The sequence below is a fragment of the Pseudomonas sp. FP2338 genome (genome assembly GCF_030687515.1).
Taxonomy (GTDB): Bacteria; Pseudomonadota; Gammaproteobacteria; order Pseudomonadales; family Pseudomonadaceae; genus Aquipseudomonas; species Aquipseudomonas salomonii.
In genome coordinates this window covers 1,852,588-1,870,649 of record NZ_CP117436.1, presented here as the reverse complement: position 1 = coordinate 1,870,649, position 18,062 = coordinate 1,852,588, and the positions used below count along the sequence as shown (strand labels likewise).

The window sequence follows — 18,062 nt, the reverse complement described above, 5'->3', positions numbered from 1 at the left end:
GGGGACACAAACAACAAGGGGGCGAATCTTCATCCGCCCCCTGTGTGTCCGCTTATTCCTGCGGTTCTTCTTCGTCTGCGGCAGCATCGAGGGTTGGCTCGTCGACGTTGTCATCGCCGGTTGCGATCACCTCGCCATCGAATACCGCACCGTCTTCGCCTTCCAGCTCTTCGCCTTCGACTTCCGATGGCTCCTGAACGCGCTCCAGGCCTACCAGCGTTTCGTCGCTGGCCAGCTTGATCAGCGTCACGCCCTGGGTGTTACGGCCCAGGCTCGAAACTTCAGCCACACGGGTACGCACCAGGGTGCCCTGGTCGGAAATCAGCATGATCTCCTCACCATCAAGCACCTGCACCGCGCCGACCAGACGGCCGTTGCGGTCGTTGCTGACCATGGCGATCACGCCCTGGCCGCCACGCTTGTACTCCGGGAACTCGCTGATGGCGGTGCGCTTGCCATAACCACGCGCCGAAGCGGTGAGGATCTGGCTGCCTTCTTCCGGGATCAGCATCGAAATCAGCTTCTGCCCTTCCGGCAGACGCATGCCGCGCACACCGCGGGCGGTACGGCCCATGGCGCGAACGTCGGATTCCTTGAAGCGTGTCACTTTGCCGCCGTCGGAGAACAGCATGACTTCACGCTCGCCGTCGGTGATGGCCGCAGAGATCAGTACGTCGCCTTCGTCCAGCTCCAGGGCGATCAGGCCCACGCTGCGCTGACGGCTGAAGGATTCCAGCGGGGTCTTCTTCACGGTGCCTTTGGCGGTGGCCATGAAGATGAAGTGACCTTCGGTGTATTCCTCGACCGGCAACATGGTGGTGATGTATTCATCACTGTCCAGCGGCAGCAGGTTGACCAGCGGACGACCACGGGCAGCGCGGGAGGCTTCCGGGATTTCGTAGGTTTTGAGCCAGTACACCTTGCCTTTGCTGGAGAACAGCAGCAGCGTGGTGTGGCTGTTGGCAACCAGCAGGTGAGCGATGTAGTCCTCATCCTTCACGCCGGTAGCCGATTTGCCTTTACCGCCACGACGCTGTGCCTGGTACGCAGCCAACGGCTGGGTCTTGGCGTAGCCACCGTGGGAGATGGTCACCACACGCTCTTCTTCCGGGATCATGTCACCCAGGGTCAGGTCGAGGCGCGCATCGAGGATTTCGGTGCGGCGCACGTCGCCGTATTCGGCGCGGATCACTTCCAGTTCTTCGCGGATCACTTCCATCAGGCGCACGGCGCTGTTGAGGATGCGGATCAGCTCGCCGATCTGGTTGAGAATCTCCTGGTACTCGGCCAGCAGTTTCTCGTGTTCCAGGCCGGTCAGACGGTGCAAACGCAGTTCCAGAATGGCCTGGGCCTGTTCCGGCGACAGGAAATACTTGCCGTCGCGCAGGCCGTATTGCGGGTCCAGGGTTTCCGGACGGCACGAATCGGCACCGGCACGTTCAACCATCGCCACGACGGCGCTGGATTCCCACGGCATCTTGATCAGCGCTTCCTTGGCTTCCGACGGCGTCGGCGAAGCCTTGATCAGTGCGATCACCGGGTCGATGTTCGACAGCGCTACCGCCTGGCCTTCCAGGATGTGGCCGCGCTCGCGAGCCTTGCGCAGTTCGAACACGGTGCGGCGGGTGACCACTTCGCGGCGGTGACGCACGAAGGCTTCGAGCAGGTCCTTGAGGTTCAGGATGCGCGGGCGGCCGTCGATCAGGGCCACCACGTTGATACCAAACACGCTTTGCAGCTGGGTCTGGGCGTAGAGGTTGTTGAGGATCACCTCAGGCACTTCGCCACGACGCAGCTCGATCACCACGCGCATACCGTCTTTGTCGGACTCGTCGCGCAGTTCGGTGATGCCTTCCAGCTTCTTCTCTTTAACCAGCTCGGCGATCTTCTCGATCAGACGCGCCTTGTTCAGCTGGTAAGGCAGTTCGGTGATAACGATCTGCTGGCGGCCACCGACCTTGTCGATGTCTTCGATCATCGAGCGGGCACGCATATAAATGCGGCCACGGCCGGTGCGGTAGGCTTCGATGATGCCGGCACGACCGTTGATGATCGCGGCGGTCGGGAAGTCCGGACCGGGGATGTATTGCATCAGCTCATCGACGGTCAGCTCAGGGTTGTCGATGAGGGCCAGGCAACCGTCGATGACTTCACCGAGGTTGTGCGGCGGGATATTGGTGGCCATGCCCACGGCGATACCGCTGGAGCCGTTGACCAGCAGGTTGGGAATACGGGTCGGCATGACGGCCGGGATCATTTCGGTGCCGTCGTAGTTCGGCACCCAGTCCACGGTTTCTTTGTGCAGGTCGGCCAGCAGCTCGTGCGCCAGCTTGGTCATGCGCACTTCGGTGTATCGCATGGCCGCAGCGTTGTCGCCGTCGACCGAACCGAAGTTGCCCTGGCCGTCTACCAGCAGGTAGCGCAGGGAAAACGGCTGGGCCATCCGAACGATGGTGTCGTACACCGCAGTGTCGCCGTGAGGGTGATACTTACCGATCACGTCACCGACAACACGGGCAGATTTCTTGTACGGCTTGTTCCAGTCGTTACCCAGCTCGCTCATCGCGAACAGCACACGCCGGTGCACGGGCTTCAAGCCATCGCGCGCATCAGGCAGTGCCCGCCCGACAATTACGCTCATCGCGTAGTCGAGGTAGGACTGTTTCAGCTCGTCTTCGATATTGACCGGGAGGATTTCTTTGGCCAGTTCGCCCATGAGAAGCCTGATTCCTTTTTCGGGTGAAACCTCGTCACATCCATATGGGACGAACGAAGCTCGCCGTTGCTGGCAGAGTGCCTGACAACGACTTACGACAAATCAACGAGTTATGACACGGATCTGCACGTTATGGGCAACCCCTCGGGGCGGCCCTGGAAACCGCCGGATGTTATCACAATCGCCGCCACGCACCTATCCCCCTGATGCGCATGGAGGCTAGTAATTTGACGGATGACAGGCTTGAGGGGGACGAGAGAGGCTCAGAGCGGGGTGTGTGATGTTTTTTGAGGCTGGATCCAAGGGTTTTATTGACTTACAGGGCCAATCGCGGGCAAGCCCGCTCCCACATGTCGACTGTATTCACAAAACAAAGGTGGGAGCTGGCTTGCCTGCGATAGCCATCCCACAGCCACCAAAGCCCTCAATGCAGGCGCTTACGGCACATCAACTTGGCCAGCTTGGCGGTATCAGGCCGTTCGACGATGCCTTTTTCGGTCACGATCACATCAATGAGGTCCGCCGGCGTCACATCGAAGACCGGATTAAACGCCGCAACTTCCAGCCGCTGGCCGCCCACCTCCAGCAACTCCGCCGCATCACGCTCTTCCAGGCTGACATCATCACCGGTGGCCATCATCAAATCGAGGGTCGAACTGGGCGCCACCACCATAAAACGCACGCCATGGTGCATGGCACACACCGCCAATTGATAAGTGCCGATCGGGCCGATCACATCACCATTGGCCGCAATGCAGTCGGCGCCGACCACAACCCAGGTCACGCCTTTGGTCTTGAGGATATGCGCGCCCGCCGAGTCGGCATTCACCGTGGCCGGGATACCCTCGCCCGCCAACTCCCAGGCCGTCAGCCGCGAACCTTGCAGCCAGGGGCGGGTTTCATTGACATAGACATGCTCGACCAAACCCTCCAAGAACGCGGCGCGGATCACCCCAAGGGCGGTGCCCACACCGCCGGTGGCCAGGGCGCCCGCATTGCCATGGGTAAGGATCGCCTGGGCGTTGCCCTGGTGCTTGCGAATGCGCTCCAGGCCCAATTGGGCCATGACCAGGTTGGCTTCGCGGTCGCTTTCGTGGATCGCAATGGCTTCGGCTTCCAGCACCGCCAAGGGGTCTGCGTGCTTTTTGACCCGATCGAGGCGGTCACGCATGCGCTTCAAGGCCCAGAACAGGTTCGCGGCGGTCGGACGGCTATCGGCCAGCAAGGCGTAGTCTTCTTCCCACGCTGCCCGCCAGTCACCGCCCTCGGCGATCCGCTCACGGGCGGCCAGCACCAGGCCGTAGGCGGCACTGATGCCGATGGCCGGCGCGCCGCGCACAGTCATGTTGCGAATGGCCTGGGCGACTTCAGCCACCGTAGTGCAGGCAACCCAGGTTTCCCGCGAGGGCAAGGCACGCTGATCGAGCAGGTGCAGTGCGCCATCACGCCAATCGATGGCCTTCACTTTCTCTGCAGCTAACAGTCGGTCGCGCATCCCTTACCCCGCACTCATGAACAAAAGCCGCCGATTATAGCGATCCGCCAGCCAAGACGCTCGGGTATACTTCGCCCTTCTTTTATAGCTGCCTGGGAAGAAGCCTGCGATGACCTCCACTGCCGCCCCGCTCGACTTATTGCTGCTGCCAACCTGGCTGGTACCTGTCGAACCCGCTGGCGTGGTGCTCAAGGAGCACGGCCTGGGCATCCGTGACGGGCGCATTGCGTTTATCGGGCCACGGGCGGCGGCCTTGAAGCTTGCGGCCAGCGAGGTTCGCGAGCTGCCGGGCATGCTGCTCAGCCCCGGCTTGATCAACGCCCACGGCCACGCGGCGATGAGCCTGTTTCGCGGCCTGGCCGACGATCTGCCGCTGATGACCTGGCTGGAAAAACACATCTGGCCCGCCGAAGCCAAATGGGTCGATGAAGCCTTCGTGCGCGACGGCACCGACCTGGCCATCGCCGAGCAGCTCAAGGGCGGCATCACCTGCTTCTCGGACATGTACTTCTACCCCAAGGTCGCCAGCGACTGCGTACACAACAGCGGCATGCGCGCGCAGATCGCGCTGCCGATCCTCGACTTCCCGATTCCCGGCGCCAGCAGCGCCGATGAGGCGATCCGTCAGGGCGTGGAGCTGTTCGGCGACCTCAAGCACCACCCGCGCATCAAGATCACCTTCGGCCCTCACGCGCCCTACACCGTGAGCGACGCCAACCTGGAAAAGATCCGGGTGATCGCCGAGGAGCTGGACGCCGCCATCCATATGCATGTGCACGAAACCGCCTTCGAAGTGCAACAAGCCGTGGACAAGACCGGCGAACGCCCGCTGGCGCGCCTGGGCCGTCTGGGCCTGCTCGGCCCACGCTTCCAGGCCGTTCATATGACCCAAATCAGCGAGGATGACCTGGCTTTGCTGGTAGAAAGCAACACCAGCGTCATCCATTGCCCGGAATCGAACCTGAAACTGGCCAGCGGCTTTTGCCCGGTGGAGCGTCTGTGGCAGGCTGGCGTGAACGTGGCCATCGGCACCGACGGCGCGGCCAGCAACAATGACCTCGACCTGCTGGGCGAAACCCGCACGGCGGCGATGCTGGCCAAAGCCGTCGCCGGCTCGGCCACCGCCCTGGACGCCCATCGCGCCCTGCGCATGGCTACGCTCAATGGGGCACGTGCCATGGGCCGGGACAGCGAGATTGGCTCGCTGGAAGTCGGCAAGGCGGCGGATATCGTCGCCTTTGATCTTTCGGGGCTGGCGCAACAACCGATCTACGACCCGGTCTCAACGCTTATATATGCCACCGGGCGCGAGTGTGTGAAACACCTTTGGGTCGCCGGCAAGCAGTTGCTCGACGACCGGCGATTGACCCGCATGGATGAACAACAGTTGACCGCCACGGCCATCGCCTGGGGCCAACGGATCAGCGGGCACAGCGAATAACGAAGGTCTTGAACCCCGCCGTTCAAGACTGAATAACCGATTTATCAGATTTAGAGGATTCACCATGAGCAACGTCGACCACGCCGAAATCGCCAAGTTTGAAGCCCTGGCCCACCGCTGGTGGGACCGCGAAAGCGAGTTCAAACCGCTGCACGACATCAACCCATTGCGCGTCAACTGGATTGACGAGCGCGTCAGCCTGGCAGGCAAGAAGGTGCTGGACGTCGGTTGCGGCGGCGGCATCCTCAGCGAAGCCATGGCCCAGCGCGGCGCTACCGTGATGGGCATCGACATGGGCGAAGCGCCGCTGGCCGTGGCCCAACTGCACCAGTTGGAATCCGGCGTGAGCGTCGAATACCGCCAGATCACCGCCGAAGCCCTGGCCGAAGAGATGCCCGAGCAGTTCGACGTGGTCACTTGCCTTGAGATGCTCGAGCACGTGCCAGACCCGTCTTCGGTGATCCGCGCGTGCTTCCGTATGGTCAAGCCCGGCGGCCAGGTGTTCTTCTCCACCATCAACCGCAACCCCAAGGCCTACCTGTTCGCGATCATCGGCGCCGAATACATCATGAAGTTGCTGCCGCGCGGCACCCACGACTTCAAGAAATTCATCCGCCCAAGCGAGCTGGGCGCCTGGAGCCGTCAGGCCGGGCTGACCGTCAAGGACATCATCGGCCTGACCTACAACCCGCTGACCAAGCACTACAAGCTGGCAAGCGACGTTGACGTCAACTACATGATCCAGACCCTGCGCGAGGAGTAAGCCTGTGAAGTTGCGAGCAGTTCTCTTCGACATGGACGGCACCTTGCTGGACACCGCGCCGGACTTTATCGCGATCTGCCAGGCCATGCGCGCCGATCGAGGCCTGGAGCCGATCAACCCACAGCATATCCGCGATGAAATTTCCGGCGGTGCGCGGGCGATGGTCGCCGTGACCTTCTCGATGGACCCCGAATCCCCTGGCTTTGAAGAGTTGCGCCTGGAGTTCCTGGAGCGCTATCTCAAGGGCTGCGCAATCCACAGCAAGCTGTTCGACGGCATGGAAGAACTGCTGCAGGACATCGAGAAGTCCCACCTGGTGTGGGGCGTGGTCACCAATAAGCCGCTGCGTTTTGCCGAGCCGATCATGCAGCAACTGGGCCTGGCCGAGCGTTCGGCGCTACTGATCTGCCCGGACCACGTGAAGAACAGCAAGCCCGACCCCGAGCCGCTGATCCTGGCGTGCAAGATGCTCGACCTGGACCCGGCCAGCGTGCTGTTCGTGGGCGATGACCTGCGCGATATCGAGTCTGGCCGCGACGCCGGCACTCGCACCGCTGCGGTCACCTTCGGCTACATCCACCCGGACGACAACCCACGCAACTGGGGCGCCGACGTGGTGGTGGACCACCCGCTGGAACTGCGCAAGGTGCTGGATAACGCGCTGTGCAGTTGCTGATTGTTCGAGATACCCACTAGCACTGAGATCACTGTGGGAGCTGGCTTGCCTGCGATAGCGGTCTGCCAGCTAGCACTTGCGGTGACTGATACTCCGCCATCGCAGGCAAGCCAGCTCCCACATGAAATGGATTCCACTTCAAGGCCTGTATCAGCTTGAATTCTGTCGAGGTTTTTTATGTTTGATTACTCCGCACGTCCAGAACTGCTCAAAGACCGGGTGATCCTGGTGACCGGTGCCGGTCGCGGGATCGGCGCGGCGGCGGCAAAAACCTATGCCGCCCATGGCGCCACCGTGCTGTTGCTGGGCAAGACCGAAGCCAACCTGGCTCAGGTGTATGACGAGATCGAAGCGGCCGGCCAGCCGCAGCCGGTGGTAATTCCGTTCAACCTGGAAACCGCCCTGCCCCATCAATACGATGAGCTGGCAGCGATGATCGAAAAAGCATTCGGTCGTCTCGACGGCCTGCTGCACAACGCCTCGATCATCGGCCCACGCACGCCGATCGAGCAGTTGTCCGGTGAGAACTTCATGCGCGTGATGCACGTGAACGTCAACGCGATGTTTATGCTGACCAGCACACTCTTGCCACTGCTCAAGCTGTCCCAGGATGCGTCGGTGGTGTTCACCTCCAGCAGCGTCGGGCGCAAGGGTCGGGCGTATTGGGGCGCTTATGGCGTGTCGAAGTTTGCCACCGAAGGTTTGATGCAAACCCTGGCCGATGAGCTGGAAGACGTGGCATCGGTACGCGCCAACAGCATCAACCCGGGCGGTACACGCACCAGCATGCGCGCCCAGGCGTACCCGGGGGAAAACCCAATGGAAAGGCCTGCACCGGAAGAAATCATGCCGGTGTACCTGTACCTGATGGGGCCGGACAGCGCGGGGATCAATGGGCAGGCGTTTGATGCGCAGTAAGCCCTGACACTGTTCACCTGAAACAACAGGGAACCCAATGTGGAATCGGGTTCATGTGGGAGCTGGCTTGTGTGGGAGCTGGCTTGCCTGCGATGCGGGCAACTCGGTCTATCTGTTCAACCGAGTTGATACCATCGCAGGCAAGCCAGCTCCCACACAAGTCCACTCCCACATTTTTTAGCGGTGCCCGTTAGTTCTTCACCACTTCCTCAAGGGTAAAACGCCCCAGCGGATTCTGCAGGAAGTTGCTCACGTTCTTGCGTGAGATGTTGATGTACGGGCTGTAGTACAGGTCAATCCAGTTCACATCCTGCTTCGCCAGTTTCTGCAATTCCACGTACATCTGCTCACGCTTGACCGGGTCGGCCTCGATTCGTGCCTGCGCCACCAGTTCCTTGACCTTGTCGTTCTTGTAGCGGGTCATGTAGTTCTGGTTGGTGTCGTGGCCGAGCACGAAGGTGGTCTTCTGGTCCGGGTCGAGGATGTCGTTGGTCCAGTACATCACCGAAATATCGTACTCACCGTCCACCAGCATCTGCCAGCTTTGGGTCGGGTCGACCTTTTGCAGGTTGGCGGTCACGCCGACCTTGGCCAACTGGTCCTTGATGATCACCGCAATCTGCTCGTCGGCTTCGTTGCCGGCGTTGACCACGTAGTTGAGTTTCAAGTCCTTGGCGCCGGCTTCCTCCAGCAGCTTCTTGGCGGCAGTCGGGTCATACGGGCGTTGCAGGTTGTTGGCGTAGTGGTACAGCGAGCCTTTGGGGATGTAGGAATAGGCCACGGTGCCTTGGCCGTAAGTCGCGGTCTTGACCAGCGATTGTTTGTCGATGGCCATGTCCAGCGCCTCGCGCACCTGCGGCTTGGCCAGCAGGCCGTGGGCGTGGTTGATCAGCAGGTGATCTTCGCGGGTCGACGGGTCGGCGTGGATCACCACGTTTTTGTCTTTCTTCAGTTCTTCCACCCGGGAGAACGGTACGAAGATCGCCGTGTCCAGCTCGTTGTTCTGCACCATGCGCATGCGCGTGTTGTCGTCGGTCACCGAGACCCACTCCACGCCATCCAGGCTGACGTGATTGGCCTGCCAGAAGTTCGGGTTCTTCTTGAGGATCACGCGATCGCCCTTGCGCCACTCCTCCACGGTGAACGCGCCGGAGGTCACCGGGTTTTCCGAGTAGGCGTCTTCACCCATCGTGGTCATGGCTTTTTCCGACAGGATCGACACCGTCGGCGAGGCCAGTTGCGAGAGGAAGGCCACGGCCGGGGTTTTCAGGGTGACCACCAGGGTCTGCGGGTCGCTGGCCTTGGCCGTGTTGATCAGGTTGAACGGATCCGCCCACAGCGACGCCTTGTTGTCGCGGATGCGCAACAGGCTGAACGCGGCGTCAGCGGCGGTAATCGCCGAGCCATCGGAGAACTTGGCGTCACGCAGCTTGAAGGTGTAGGTCAGGCCGTCCTTGGAAATCTCCCAGCTTTCGGCCAGGCCCGGCTCCATCTTGGTGCCCAGGTTATCCACGCGCACCAGGGTGTCGTAGACGTTGGCGAACACCCACGTATCGCGGTTCTGTGCGCTTTTGATCGGGTCGAACGTGGTGCTGTCTTCACGGCAGCCGATGGTCAGCACACCGGCGGCATGAGCCAGCCCGGCGGTGAGGGACCAGGCGGTCAATGTCGCGGCGGCGAGCAACTTCAAGTGGCGCGATTGCATGTCATAACTCCTTGTTCATGAATGGCAGAAGTGGGTCAAAACAGAGGTTCTTCAAGCACGCAACTGTACCGATGCTCGTGCAGGTAATGGGTCGGCGGCAATACCACGGAACACATCGTCCGGGCGTGCCGGCAGCGCGGGTGAAAGGCGCAGCCGGTGGGCAACTTCAGCGGGCTTGGCGGCTCACCGGGCAACGGCTCTGCCGGCAAAGGCCGATGCGGATCGATCTCGGGAATCGACTCGATCAACGCCGCCGTATACGGGTGGCGCGGCGCAGTAAACACCGCCTCCACCGGCCCCTCTTCGACGATCTTGCCCAGGTACATCACCGCCACGCGGTCGCACAGGCGCCGCACAATGGCCAGGTCATGGGCGATAAACAGAATCGCCAGGTTCATGCGCTGTTGCAGTTCCAGCAATAGGTTGATGATCTGGCCCTGAATCGACACATCCAGGGCCGCCACGCACTCATCGGCAATGATCAGGCGCGGCTCCACCGCCAGGGCGCGGGCGATGCCGACGCGCTGGCACTGGCCACCACTGAGGGAGCCGGGTTTGCGGCTGGCGAGTTCAGGGCGCAGGCCCACCAGCTCAAGCAGCTCGACCACGCGAGCCGGTATCTGCTCCGGGGCGACCTTGCGCTGCACCCGCAGCACTTCGGCGAGGGTTTCGCCAATGCTGTGGCGCGGGTTCAAGGCGGCGTAAGGGTCCTGGAAAATCATCGCGGTTTCATGCCGCAGGCGGGCGATGTCGATCGCGCTGCCTCGGGCCATGTCGACGCCGTCAAATAACACCTGCCCGGCGCTGATCGGGTTGAGGTGCAAAATTGCTCGCCCCAGCGTGCTTTTGCCACTGCCGGACTCGCCCACCAACCCCAGGGTTTCGCCTGCAGCCAGGTTCAGCGACACACCATTGACCGCCCTCACCCACTGTTTATTAAGGCCCAACATCCCCGTGCCGGACGCGGCAAACCGCACCTCCAGGTCCTGGATCTGCAACAAGCTCATGGGCGCTCTCCGAGCGGATAGTGGCAGGCCACGCGCGCACCTTCGGGCAGCACCTCAGTGCACAACGCCGCCACGTGTGGGCAGCGCGGGTTGAAGCGGCAACCGTTGGGCAAGGCATCCAGTAACGGCGGCTGCCCGGGGAGGGTGCGCAGCAAGGCGTGGCCGCTGCTGTGGGCGGGTTGGCAATCGATAAGGCCGGCGGTGTACGGGTGTTGTGGATGGGCCAGCACGTCGTATTTGCTCGCGTGTTCGCACAGGCGCCCGGCGTACATCACGGCGATGGAATCACAGGTCTGTGCCACCACGCCGAGGTCATGGGTGATCATGATGATCGCCAGGCCACGCTGGTCACGCAGCTCCAGTAACAGGCGCAGGATCTGCGCCTGCACGGTCACGTCCAGCGCCGTGGTCGGCTCGTCGGCAATCAGCACTTGCGGGTTGCAGCCCAGGGCCACGGCGATCATCGCGCGCTGGCGCATGCCGCCGGAAAACTCATGGGGGTAGTTGTCGACCCGCGCCTTGGGGTCGGGAATACCGACCTGGCGCAGCACCTCGATGGCCTGCAGCCCTGCGTCTTTTTTCGACGCGCCCTGATGCAAACGGATGCCTTCGGCGATCTGCTCGCCGATGCGCATCAACGGGTCCAGGTGACTGCTGGGGTTCTGGAAAATCATGCCCAGTTGCCCACCGCGTACGGCGCGCATGCCAGCCTCATCGAGTTGCAACAGGTCGCGACCGGCCAGGCGCACGGCGCCGCCTTGCACCCGCAGGTTGGGCGACGGCAACAGGCGCATCAGGGCGCGACAGGCCAGGGTCTTGCCCGAGCCGCTTTCACCCACCAGGCCGAGGATTTCCCCTTCGGCCAAATCAAAGGACACACGATCGACCAGCGTGACCTCACGCCCGCCATTGTTGGCGATCACGCTGAGGTCCTGCACCTGAAGCAGGCTCATGAACGATCCCCCAACACTTGCGCCACACCATCGGCGAGCAGGCTGAAACCCATGGCCAGGGTCACAATGGCCAGGCCCGGGAAGGTGCAAAGCCACCAGGCGGTGGTGATAAACGCCTGCCCTTCGGCGACCATCGTGCCCCACTCCGCCGTCGGCGGTTGCACGCCCAGGCCCAGATAGCTCACGGCAGCGCCGTTGAGCAGCACCAGCACGGCGTCGGACATGGAAAACACAATCGAGCCAAACATCGCATTGGGCAGCAAATGCCGAAACAGAATGCGCCCATGACCAAAGCCCAGGCTCTTGGCGGCCAGGGCGAAGTCACTTTCTTTGAGCACCAGGATCTGCGAGCGGATCAACCGCGCATACGACACCCAGCCCACCAGCGCCATGGCGATATAAAAGCTCTGCAAGCCCGGCCCGAGAATGGCCATGATCGCCAGCATCAGCACCAGGAACGGGAACGCCAGCACCACGTCGATCACGCGCATGCACAGGCTGTCGAAACGCCCGCCGATGTAGCCGGAAACGGCGCCGATAAAAGTGCCGATCAGAAACGGGAAGATCACGCCGATGACGGCCAGTTGCAGGTCAATTCGCGCGCCCCAAATTACCCTCGAAAGGATGTCTCTACCGTAGTTATCCGTGCCAAATGGATGGGCAAGGCTGGGCGCCAGCAAGCTCAGATCGGTGTTCTGCGCAATCGGGTCATACGGCGCGATCCACGGCGCGGACAACGCCAGGGCCAACCACATAAACAGGATCAGCAAGCCCCATGCGGCGGTCAGCCGGCCGTTGCGAAAACCAAACCGCAGGCGCAAACGCCACGGCGCAATCAGTGGGCGGCTGCTCATTGCATCTTCACCCGTGGGTCGAGGGCCACGGTCGCCACGTCCGCGACGAAGTTGACCACCACCGTCGCACACGCCAGCACCATGGCCACGCCCTGCACCACCATGTAGTCGCGGGTAAAAATACCGCGCACCAATAATTGGCCGATGCCGGGAATCGCGAACAGGCTTTCGATCACCACCGTGCCGCTGATCAGCCAGCCGATATTCACCGCCAGCAGGTTGACCGCCGGCACCAGAGAATTGGGTAATACATGCCGACGAAACACCGCCGCCTCCGATAACCCGCGTGCGCGGGCGGCGGTGACATGGTCGGCCTGCAACTCCATCAGCATGCTCGACCGCAGGTTGCGCACCAGCACCGCCGCCAGCGCCAGCGCAATGGTCAAACACGGCAGGACCATGTGATGGGCTTTATCTGTAAACGTGCGACCGTAGCCCGATACCGGGAACAAGCCCCACTTCACACTCAGCAACAGAATCAGCATCAAGCCCAGCCAGAAGGCCGGCATGCCCAGGCCGACCGTGGTGAACACGCGGATCAGGTTATCCGCCCAGCCGCCTTTGTTGCGCGCCGCCACGGTGGCCAGTGGCACCGCGATCAACAGCGCCAGCAACACACTGCCGAGCACCAGCACCAGCGTTGGCTCGATACGGGTGACGATCAGTTTCAACGCGTCGACCTTATAGAGCAGCGACTGGCCCAGATCGCCCTTGAGCAGGTTCTTGAGGAAGTAAAAATATTGCAGCCACAAGGGCTGGTCCAGGCCGTATTGGGCGCGGATTTTCAGCAGCGCGTCCGGCGTGCTGCGCGAGCCCAGCAAGGCGCGCGCCGGGTCACCGGGGATCGAGCGCACCAGCACAAAGGTGATCAAGCTGATGCCAAACAACACCGGCAGCAATTGCAGCGGCCGGGACAGCACGAAGCGGTAACGCGCAAGATTCATCCGTCAGCCTCGGTGGCGAGCGAGAAAGTCCAGCAGCACCGGAAAGTACGCCTGGGGCTCTTCATAAAACGGCATATGGCTGCTATTGGGGAATACATGCAGTTCGGCGTGTGTGGCCGCAAGTTTCATGCGGTGAGCACAGGCGGGAGTGAGTTCATCGTGCTGGCCGGTGGTGATCAGGATCGGCATCTTGAACTCGGCCATCTCCGGGATGCGGTTCCAGTCCTTGAGGTTGCCGATATAGAGGAACTCGTTGGGGCCTTGCATGGTTTCGTAAGGGCCCATGTTCCAGTCGCCCAGGGAGCGCTTGACCGGCTCCGGCCATTCGTCCAGGCGGCAGACGTGGCGGTAGTTGAGCAAGGTGATAGCGGCCTGGTACTGCGGATGATCGAGGGTGCCCATGGCCTCATGGCGCTGCATCATGGCCACGGTTTCGCTGCCGAGCGCGCCGCGCAGGCGTTCAAGCTCCTGGGAGAGGTGCGGAATATCGCCGACGGTGTTTTCCAGGATCAGGCTTTTCAGGGCGTCGGGATAGTGAATGGCGTACTCGATACCCAACCAGCCGCCCCAAGAATGCCCAAGCAGATGCACGCGACCCAGGCCCAGGGCCTGGCGCACGGTTTCGACTTCTTCGACATAACGGCCAATTTCCCACAAGGAAACATCTGATGGTCTGGCTGATGCGCCCGTGCCAAGCTGATCGAATGCAACTACTCGCAGGTTATGGTCTTTGAGCCAGCCATGGGCGTCGCGCAAATAGTCACACGGCAGGCCCGGGCCGCCGTTGAGACACAAAAGCACCTCATCGCCGTCGCCAAAGCTGTAGGCCACGAGGTTATGGCCATCGACTTGCACGTTGTACTGCTGGTCGGGGGCAATTTCACGCCACATGCATACATTCCTTGTGTTGTATCGGCCTGGCAGGTAGCGGCCGTTTATAGGGCCAACACTACCGAGGATGCCGCGTGTCCATAACCTAGTAGTTCTTATAGGTTTGGCCTGGCAGTCCTTCGCCGGGGCGTGGCATTCTACTTGCAGCAAGTCGAGATTCAAATGAATTCGGGAGCAGAACGGATGCTGTCCAAACTTACCGCCTTCAACAACCGCCTCATGCCCGGCAGGAGCCTGGATGAACAGATGGACAACACGTTTATCCTCGCCCAGCAGTTGGGCTTTGATGCGTTGGTGTATGACTACACGCCGGTGCCCATCGACCAGGACGGTTCGCTGATCACGCCTTCGGTGCTGGAGTCGCGCAACACACCGTCGGACTGGCACGCGTTATGGTGCAGCGAAGGGTTTTACCAGATCGACCCGGTGCAGCATCTGGCCTTGAGCACGGTGTCGCCGTTTGTGTGGTCCTATGAGGCCAAAGCCGACACTGCGCTGCAAAAGATCATCGACCCGTGCCATGCGCCCGTGTCCTCTTACCTGCATGAACGCCAACTGACCTGCGGCGTCACCGTGCCTATCCACCTGCCGCGTGGCGGCTTCGCGTCGCTGACCGGCCTGCGCACCGGCAAGGCCGACACGGTGCTGGAAGATGCCCAGCAGACCTTGGCGGACTTCAGCTTGATCACCCACGCTTTGCAGGAAGCGGCCTACCCGTTGCTCAGCAAAGAGCTACGCACCTACCCGCATATCCATCTGACCAAGCGCGAGCGCGAGTGCCTGAAATGGGCTGCCGAGGGCCTGACCGCCGCCGAGATCGCCACGCAATTGAGCCGCTCACTGGCGGTGGTCACCCTGCACCTGGCCTCGGCCATGCACAAGCTGGGCGCCAAGAACCGCGTACAGGCGGTGGTGCGCGCGACCCATTACCGCCTGTTGGAAGATTGATCCGTCGGTAAAACCTAGCTGTTTTGCTAGTTACTTAAACGCCGCGTGCCGACTATCGTAGCCCTGATCCTTTTTTTCAGAGCAGGGTACGAAATGGAATTCATCGAGAAAGTCCGCGAAGGCTACGCGGCCTTCGGCGCCTACCAGACCTGGTACCGCGTCACCGGCGACCTGGGCACCGGCCGCACGCCCTTGGTGATCCTCCATGGCGGCCCCGGTTGCACCCATGACTATGTAGACGCGTTCAAGGATGTCGCCGCCAGCGGCCATGCGGTGATTCACTACGACCAGATCGGCAATGGCCGCTCCACGCATTTGCCGGACAAAGACCCGTCTTTCTGGACCATCGGCCTGTTCCTCGACGAACTGAACAACCTGTTGGACCACCTGCAAATCAGTGACAACTACGCGATCCTCGGTCAATCCTGGGGCGGCATGCTCGGCAGCGAACACGCGATTTTGCAACCCAAGGGCCTGCGTGCGTTTATCCCGGCCAACTCGCCCACCTGCATGCGCACCTGGGTCAGCGAAGCCAACCGCCTGCGCCAACTGTTGCCCGAAGGCGTGCACCAAACCCTGCTCAAACACGAACAGGCCGGCACTTACCAAGACCCGGAATACCTGGCGGCGGCGCGGATTTTCTATGACCAGCACGTGTGCCGAGTAAACCCGTGGCCGGAAGAAGTGGCCCGCACCTTTGCAGCGGTGGACGCCGACCCGACGGTGTACCACGCCATGAGCGGCCCGACCGAATTTCACATCATCGGCAGCTTGAAGGACTGGAGCGTGATGGGACGCCTGTCGGCGATCAATGTGCCGACGCTGGTGATATCCGGGCGGCACGACGAGGCCACGCCCTTGGTGGTCAAGCCGTTCCTGGATGAAATCACCGACGTGCGCTGGGCGCTGTTTGAAGACTCCAGCCACATGCCCCACGTGGAAGAACGCCAGGCGTGTATGGGGACGGTGGTGAAGTTTCTGGACGAGGCGTGTTCGCTGCCGCACCCAGTTCTCAAGGCTGGCTGAGTTCAACTGTGGGAGCTGGCTTGCCTGCGATAACGGCAGGCCAGTCACTTCATCTGTAACTGATGTACCGCCATCGCAGGCAAGCCAGCTCCCACAGTTTTAGACTTCGGTGGTCTCAGGCTTTGCGGCCTTCCTCGGCACTTGCGCCACCACCGGAATCTCCTTCCCTTCAGCATCAAACAACTTACCGCCACTGAAGTAATCCCCATCGCGCAACGCCGCCACATCGTGGAAGCACAAACTGCGCTCGGTCCCGGCCACAAACACCGACTGCTGGTCCGAGTTACCGGCGGTGAAGTGGTTGAACGCCAGGTTGAGCAAAATTGCCATGATTGCCGACGAGCTGATGCCCGAATGGAAAATGGTCGCGAACCAGGTGGGGAAGTGATCGTAGAAGTTGGGCGCGGCAATCGGGATCATGCCGAAACCGATGCTCGTTGCCACGATAATCAGGTTCATGTTGTTGCGGTAATCCACCTTGGAGAGCGTGCGAATCCCACTGGCCGCCACGGTGCCGAACAACACGATACCAGCGCCGCCCAGTACCGAAGTCGGCACGGCCGCAATCACCCGCCCCATAAACGGCAACAAGCCCAACACCACCAGGAACACGCCGCCGGTGGCCACCACAAACCGGCTTTTCACGCCAGTGACCGCCACCAGGCCGACGTTCTGGGCAAAGGCGCTTTGGGTGAAGGAACCGAAGATCGGCGCAAAAATGCTCGACAGCATGTCGGCACGCAGGCCATTACCCAGGCGCTTGGAGTCGACTTTGGTGTCGATAATCTCGCCGACCGCGAGGATGTCCGCCGAGGTTTCCACCAACGTCACCATCACCACGATGCACATGGAAATAATCGCCGCCACATGGAAGGTCGGCATGCCGAAATGGAAAGGTGTGGGAAAGCCGAACATCGGCCCCTGGGCGACGCCGGAAAAATCCGCCATGCCGAGGAACACCGCGATCACGGTGCCAATCACCATGGCCAGCAGAATCGACAGGCGCGAGATAGTCGCGCTGCCGATCTTGCTCAGTAGCAACACCAGCACCAGGGTCAGTGCCGCCAGTCCGATGTTCGCCATGCTGCCAAAATCCGCCGCGCGGCTATTGCCGCCCATGGCCCAGCGCGCCGCCACCGGCATCAGCGTCAGGCCGATGGTGGTGATCACGATGCCGGTGACCAGCGGCGGGAAAAACTGGGTGATCCGTGAGAACACCGGCGTGATCAATAAGCCGATAAACGACGCGGCCATTACCGCCCCGAGAATCGCCGGCACCCCGCCCGCACCCTCACTGCCGACAATCGCCACCATGGTTGCCACACCGGCAAACGACACGCCCTGCACCAGCGGCAACTGGCAGCCAAAAAACGGCAGACCGAGGGTTTGCAGCAACGTGGCCAGGCCACCGGCAAACAGCGAGGCGGCGATCAGCAGGCCGATATCCGCCGGCGACAACCCGGCCGCCTGGCCGACGATCAACGGTACGGCAACGATGCCGCCATACATGGTGAGCACATGCTGCAGGCCGTAAGCCATGTTGGCCGCGACGCCGAGATTCTCATCTTCTGGCCGCTGCGGTGACGCCTTCGGGATAGTCATGGTGAGGGGTTCTCTGTTTTTGTTGTGCGAGCACTGTATGCAATGTTTGGACTGGATGTCCATAGAGTTGTATACAATCAATCGAACAAGATACCCTCCATCGGCGTTACAAAAACAATCCGG

Annotated in this window: 15 protein-coding genes; 6 read left to right on the top strand and 9 right to left on the bottom strand. The window is 61.6% G+C overall.

Annotated features, from left to right (window positions below; all coding sequences use genetic code 11):
• Positions 1 to 52 precede the first annotated feature (52 nt).
• A complete protein-coding gene (gene gyrA / locus PSH96_RS08540; protein WP_017136106.1) occupies positions 53 to 2,716 on the bottom strand; it encodes a DNA gyrase subunit A in 2,664 nt (887 codons plus the stop codon).
• 424 nt (positions 2,717 to 3,140) lie between these two features.
• Positions 3,141 to 4,211 (bottom strand): S-methyl-5-thioribose-1-phosphate isomerase, encoded by a 1,071-nt coding sequence (gene mtnA, locus PSH96_RS08535; protein WP_305458653.1) that lies wholly within the window; start codon positions 4,209 to 4,211, stop codon positions 3,141 to 3,143.
• Between the two features lie 109 nt (positions 4,212 to 4,320).
• Here mtnA and PSH96_RS08530 point away from each other — a divergent pair, with 109 nt between their 5' ends.
• From PSH96_RS08530 to PSH96_RS08515, 4 genes are all read left to right on the top strand, one after another.
• Positions 4,321 to 5,652, top strand: coding sequence for a TRZ/ATZ family hydrolase (locus PSH96_RS08530; RefSeq protein ID WP_305458652.1), 1,332 nt, complete (start codon positions 4,321 to 4,323; stop codon positions 5,650 to 5,652).
• Positions 5,653 to 5,716: 64 nt separating this feature from the next.
• Positions 5,717 to 6,415: a bifunctional 2-polyprenyl-6-hydroxyphenol methylase/3-demethylubiquinol 3-O-methyltransferase UbiG gene (ubiG, locus tag PSH96_RS08525; RefSeq protein ID WP_056857231.1), complete on the top strand. Its 699-nt coding sequence runs from the start codon at positions 5,717 to 5,719 to the stop codon at positions 6,413 to 6,415.
• 4 nt (positions 6,416 to 6,419) lie between these two features.
• Positions 6,420 to 7,091, top strand: coding sequence for an N-acetylmuramic acid 6-phosphate phosphatase MupP (gene mupP / locus PSH96_RS08520; RefSeq protein ID WP_305458651.1), 672 nt, complete (start codon positions 6,420 to 6,422; stop codon positions 7,089 to 7,091).
• Between the two features lie 177 nt (positions 7,092 to 7,268).
• A complete protein-coding gene (locus PSH96_RS08515) occupies positions 7,269 to 8,009 on the top strand; it encodes a YciK family oxidoreductase (protein WP_138816151.1) in 741 nt (246 codons plus the stop codon).
• Positions 8,010 to 8,199: 190 nt separating this feature from the next.
• Here PSH96_RS08515 and PSH96_RS08510 read toward each other — a convergent pair whose 3' ends face one another.
• From PSH96_RS08510 to PSH96_RS08485, 6 genes are read right to left on the bottom strand one after another with little or no spacing between them, the layout of a single operon-like run.
• Entirely contained in the window at positions 8,200 to 9,714 is a 1,515-nt protein-coding gene (locus PSH96_RS08510) for an ABC transporter substrate-binding protein (RefSeq protein ID WP_305458650.1), read from the bottom strand.
• A 35-nt stretch (positions 9,715 to 9,749) separates the two neighbouring features.
• Positions 9,750 to 10,721, bottom strand: coding sequence for an ABC transporter ATP-binding protein (locus tag PSH96_RS08505; RefSeq protein WP_305458649.1), 972 nt, complete (start codon positions 10,719 to 10,721; stop codon positions 9,750 to 9,752).
• Complete coding sequence (locus PSH96_RS08500; RefSeq protein ID WP_305458648.1) at positions 10,718 to 11,674, bottom strand: ABC transporter ATP-binding protein; 957 nt, start codon at positions 11,672 to 11,674, stop codon at positions 10,718 to 10,720. The genes PSH96_RS08505 and PSH96_RS08500 overlap by 4 nt, the downstream gene beginning before the upstream one ends.
• Positions 11,671 to 12,528, bottom strand: coding sequence for an ABC transporter permease (locus PSH96_RS08495; RefSeq protein ID WP_305458647.1), 858 nt, complete (start codon positions 12,526 to 12,528; stop codon positions 11,671 to 11,673). The genes PSH96_RS08500 and PSH96_RS08495 overlap by 4 nt, the downstream gene beginning before the upstream one ends.
• The gene (locus PSH96_RS08490; protein WP_305458646.1) at positions 12,525 to 13,472 is read right to left on the bottom strand and encodes an ABC transporter permease; all 948 of its coding nucleotides are present in this window, start codon (positions 13,470 to 13,472) and stop codon (positions 12,525 to 12,527) included. Before PSH96_RS08490 ends, PSH96_RS08495 begins: the two co-directional genes overlap by 4 nt.
• 3 nt (positions 13,473 to 13,475) lie before the next feature.
• Positions 13,476 to 14,363: a proline iminopeptidase-family hydrolase gene (locus PSH96_RS08485; protein WP_056857239.1), complete on the bottom strand. Its 888-nt coding sequence runs from the start codon at positions 14,361 to 14,363 to the stop codon at positions 13,476 to 13,478.
• 183 nt (positions 14,364 to 14,546) lie between these two features.
• On the opposite strand from PSH96_RS08485, the gene PSH96_RS08480 reads away from it, so the two are divergent.
• Together PSH96_RS08480 and PSH96_RS08475 are read left to right on the top strand one after the other, a co-directional pair.
• Complete coding sequence (locus PSH96_RS08480) at positions 14,547 to 15,311, top strand: LuxR family transcriptional regulator (protein WP_305458645.1); 765 nt, start codon at positions 14,547 to 14,549, stop codon at positions 15,309 to 15,311.
• A 93-nt stretch (positions 15,312 to 15,404) separates the two neighbouring features.
• Complete coding sequence (locus PSH96_RS08475; protein ID WP_305458644.1) at positions 15,405 to 16,337, top strand: proline iminopeptidase-family hydrolase; 933 nt, start codon at positions 15,405 to 15,407, stop codon at positions 16,335 to 16,337.
• 99 nt (positions 16,338 to 16,436) lie between these two features.
• On the opposite strand, the gene PSH96_RS08470 is transcribed toward PSH96_RS08475, so the two are convergent.
• Positions 16,437 to 17,939: a nucleobase:cation symporter-2 family protein gene (locus tag PSH96_RS08470; protein WP_305458643.1), complete on the bottom strand. Its 1,503-nt coding sequence runs from the start codon at positions 17,937 to 17,939 to the stop codon at positions 16,437 to 16,439.
• Between the last annotated feature and the right edge of the window lie 123 nt (positions 17,940 to 18,062).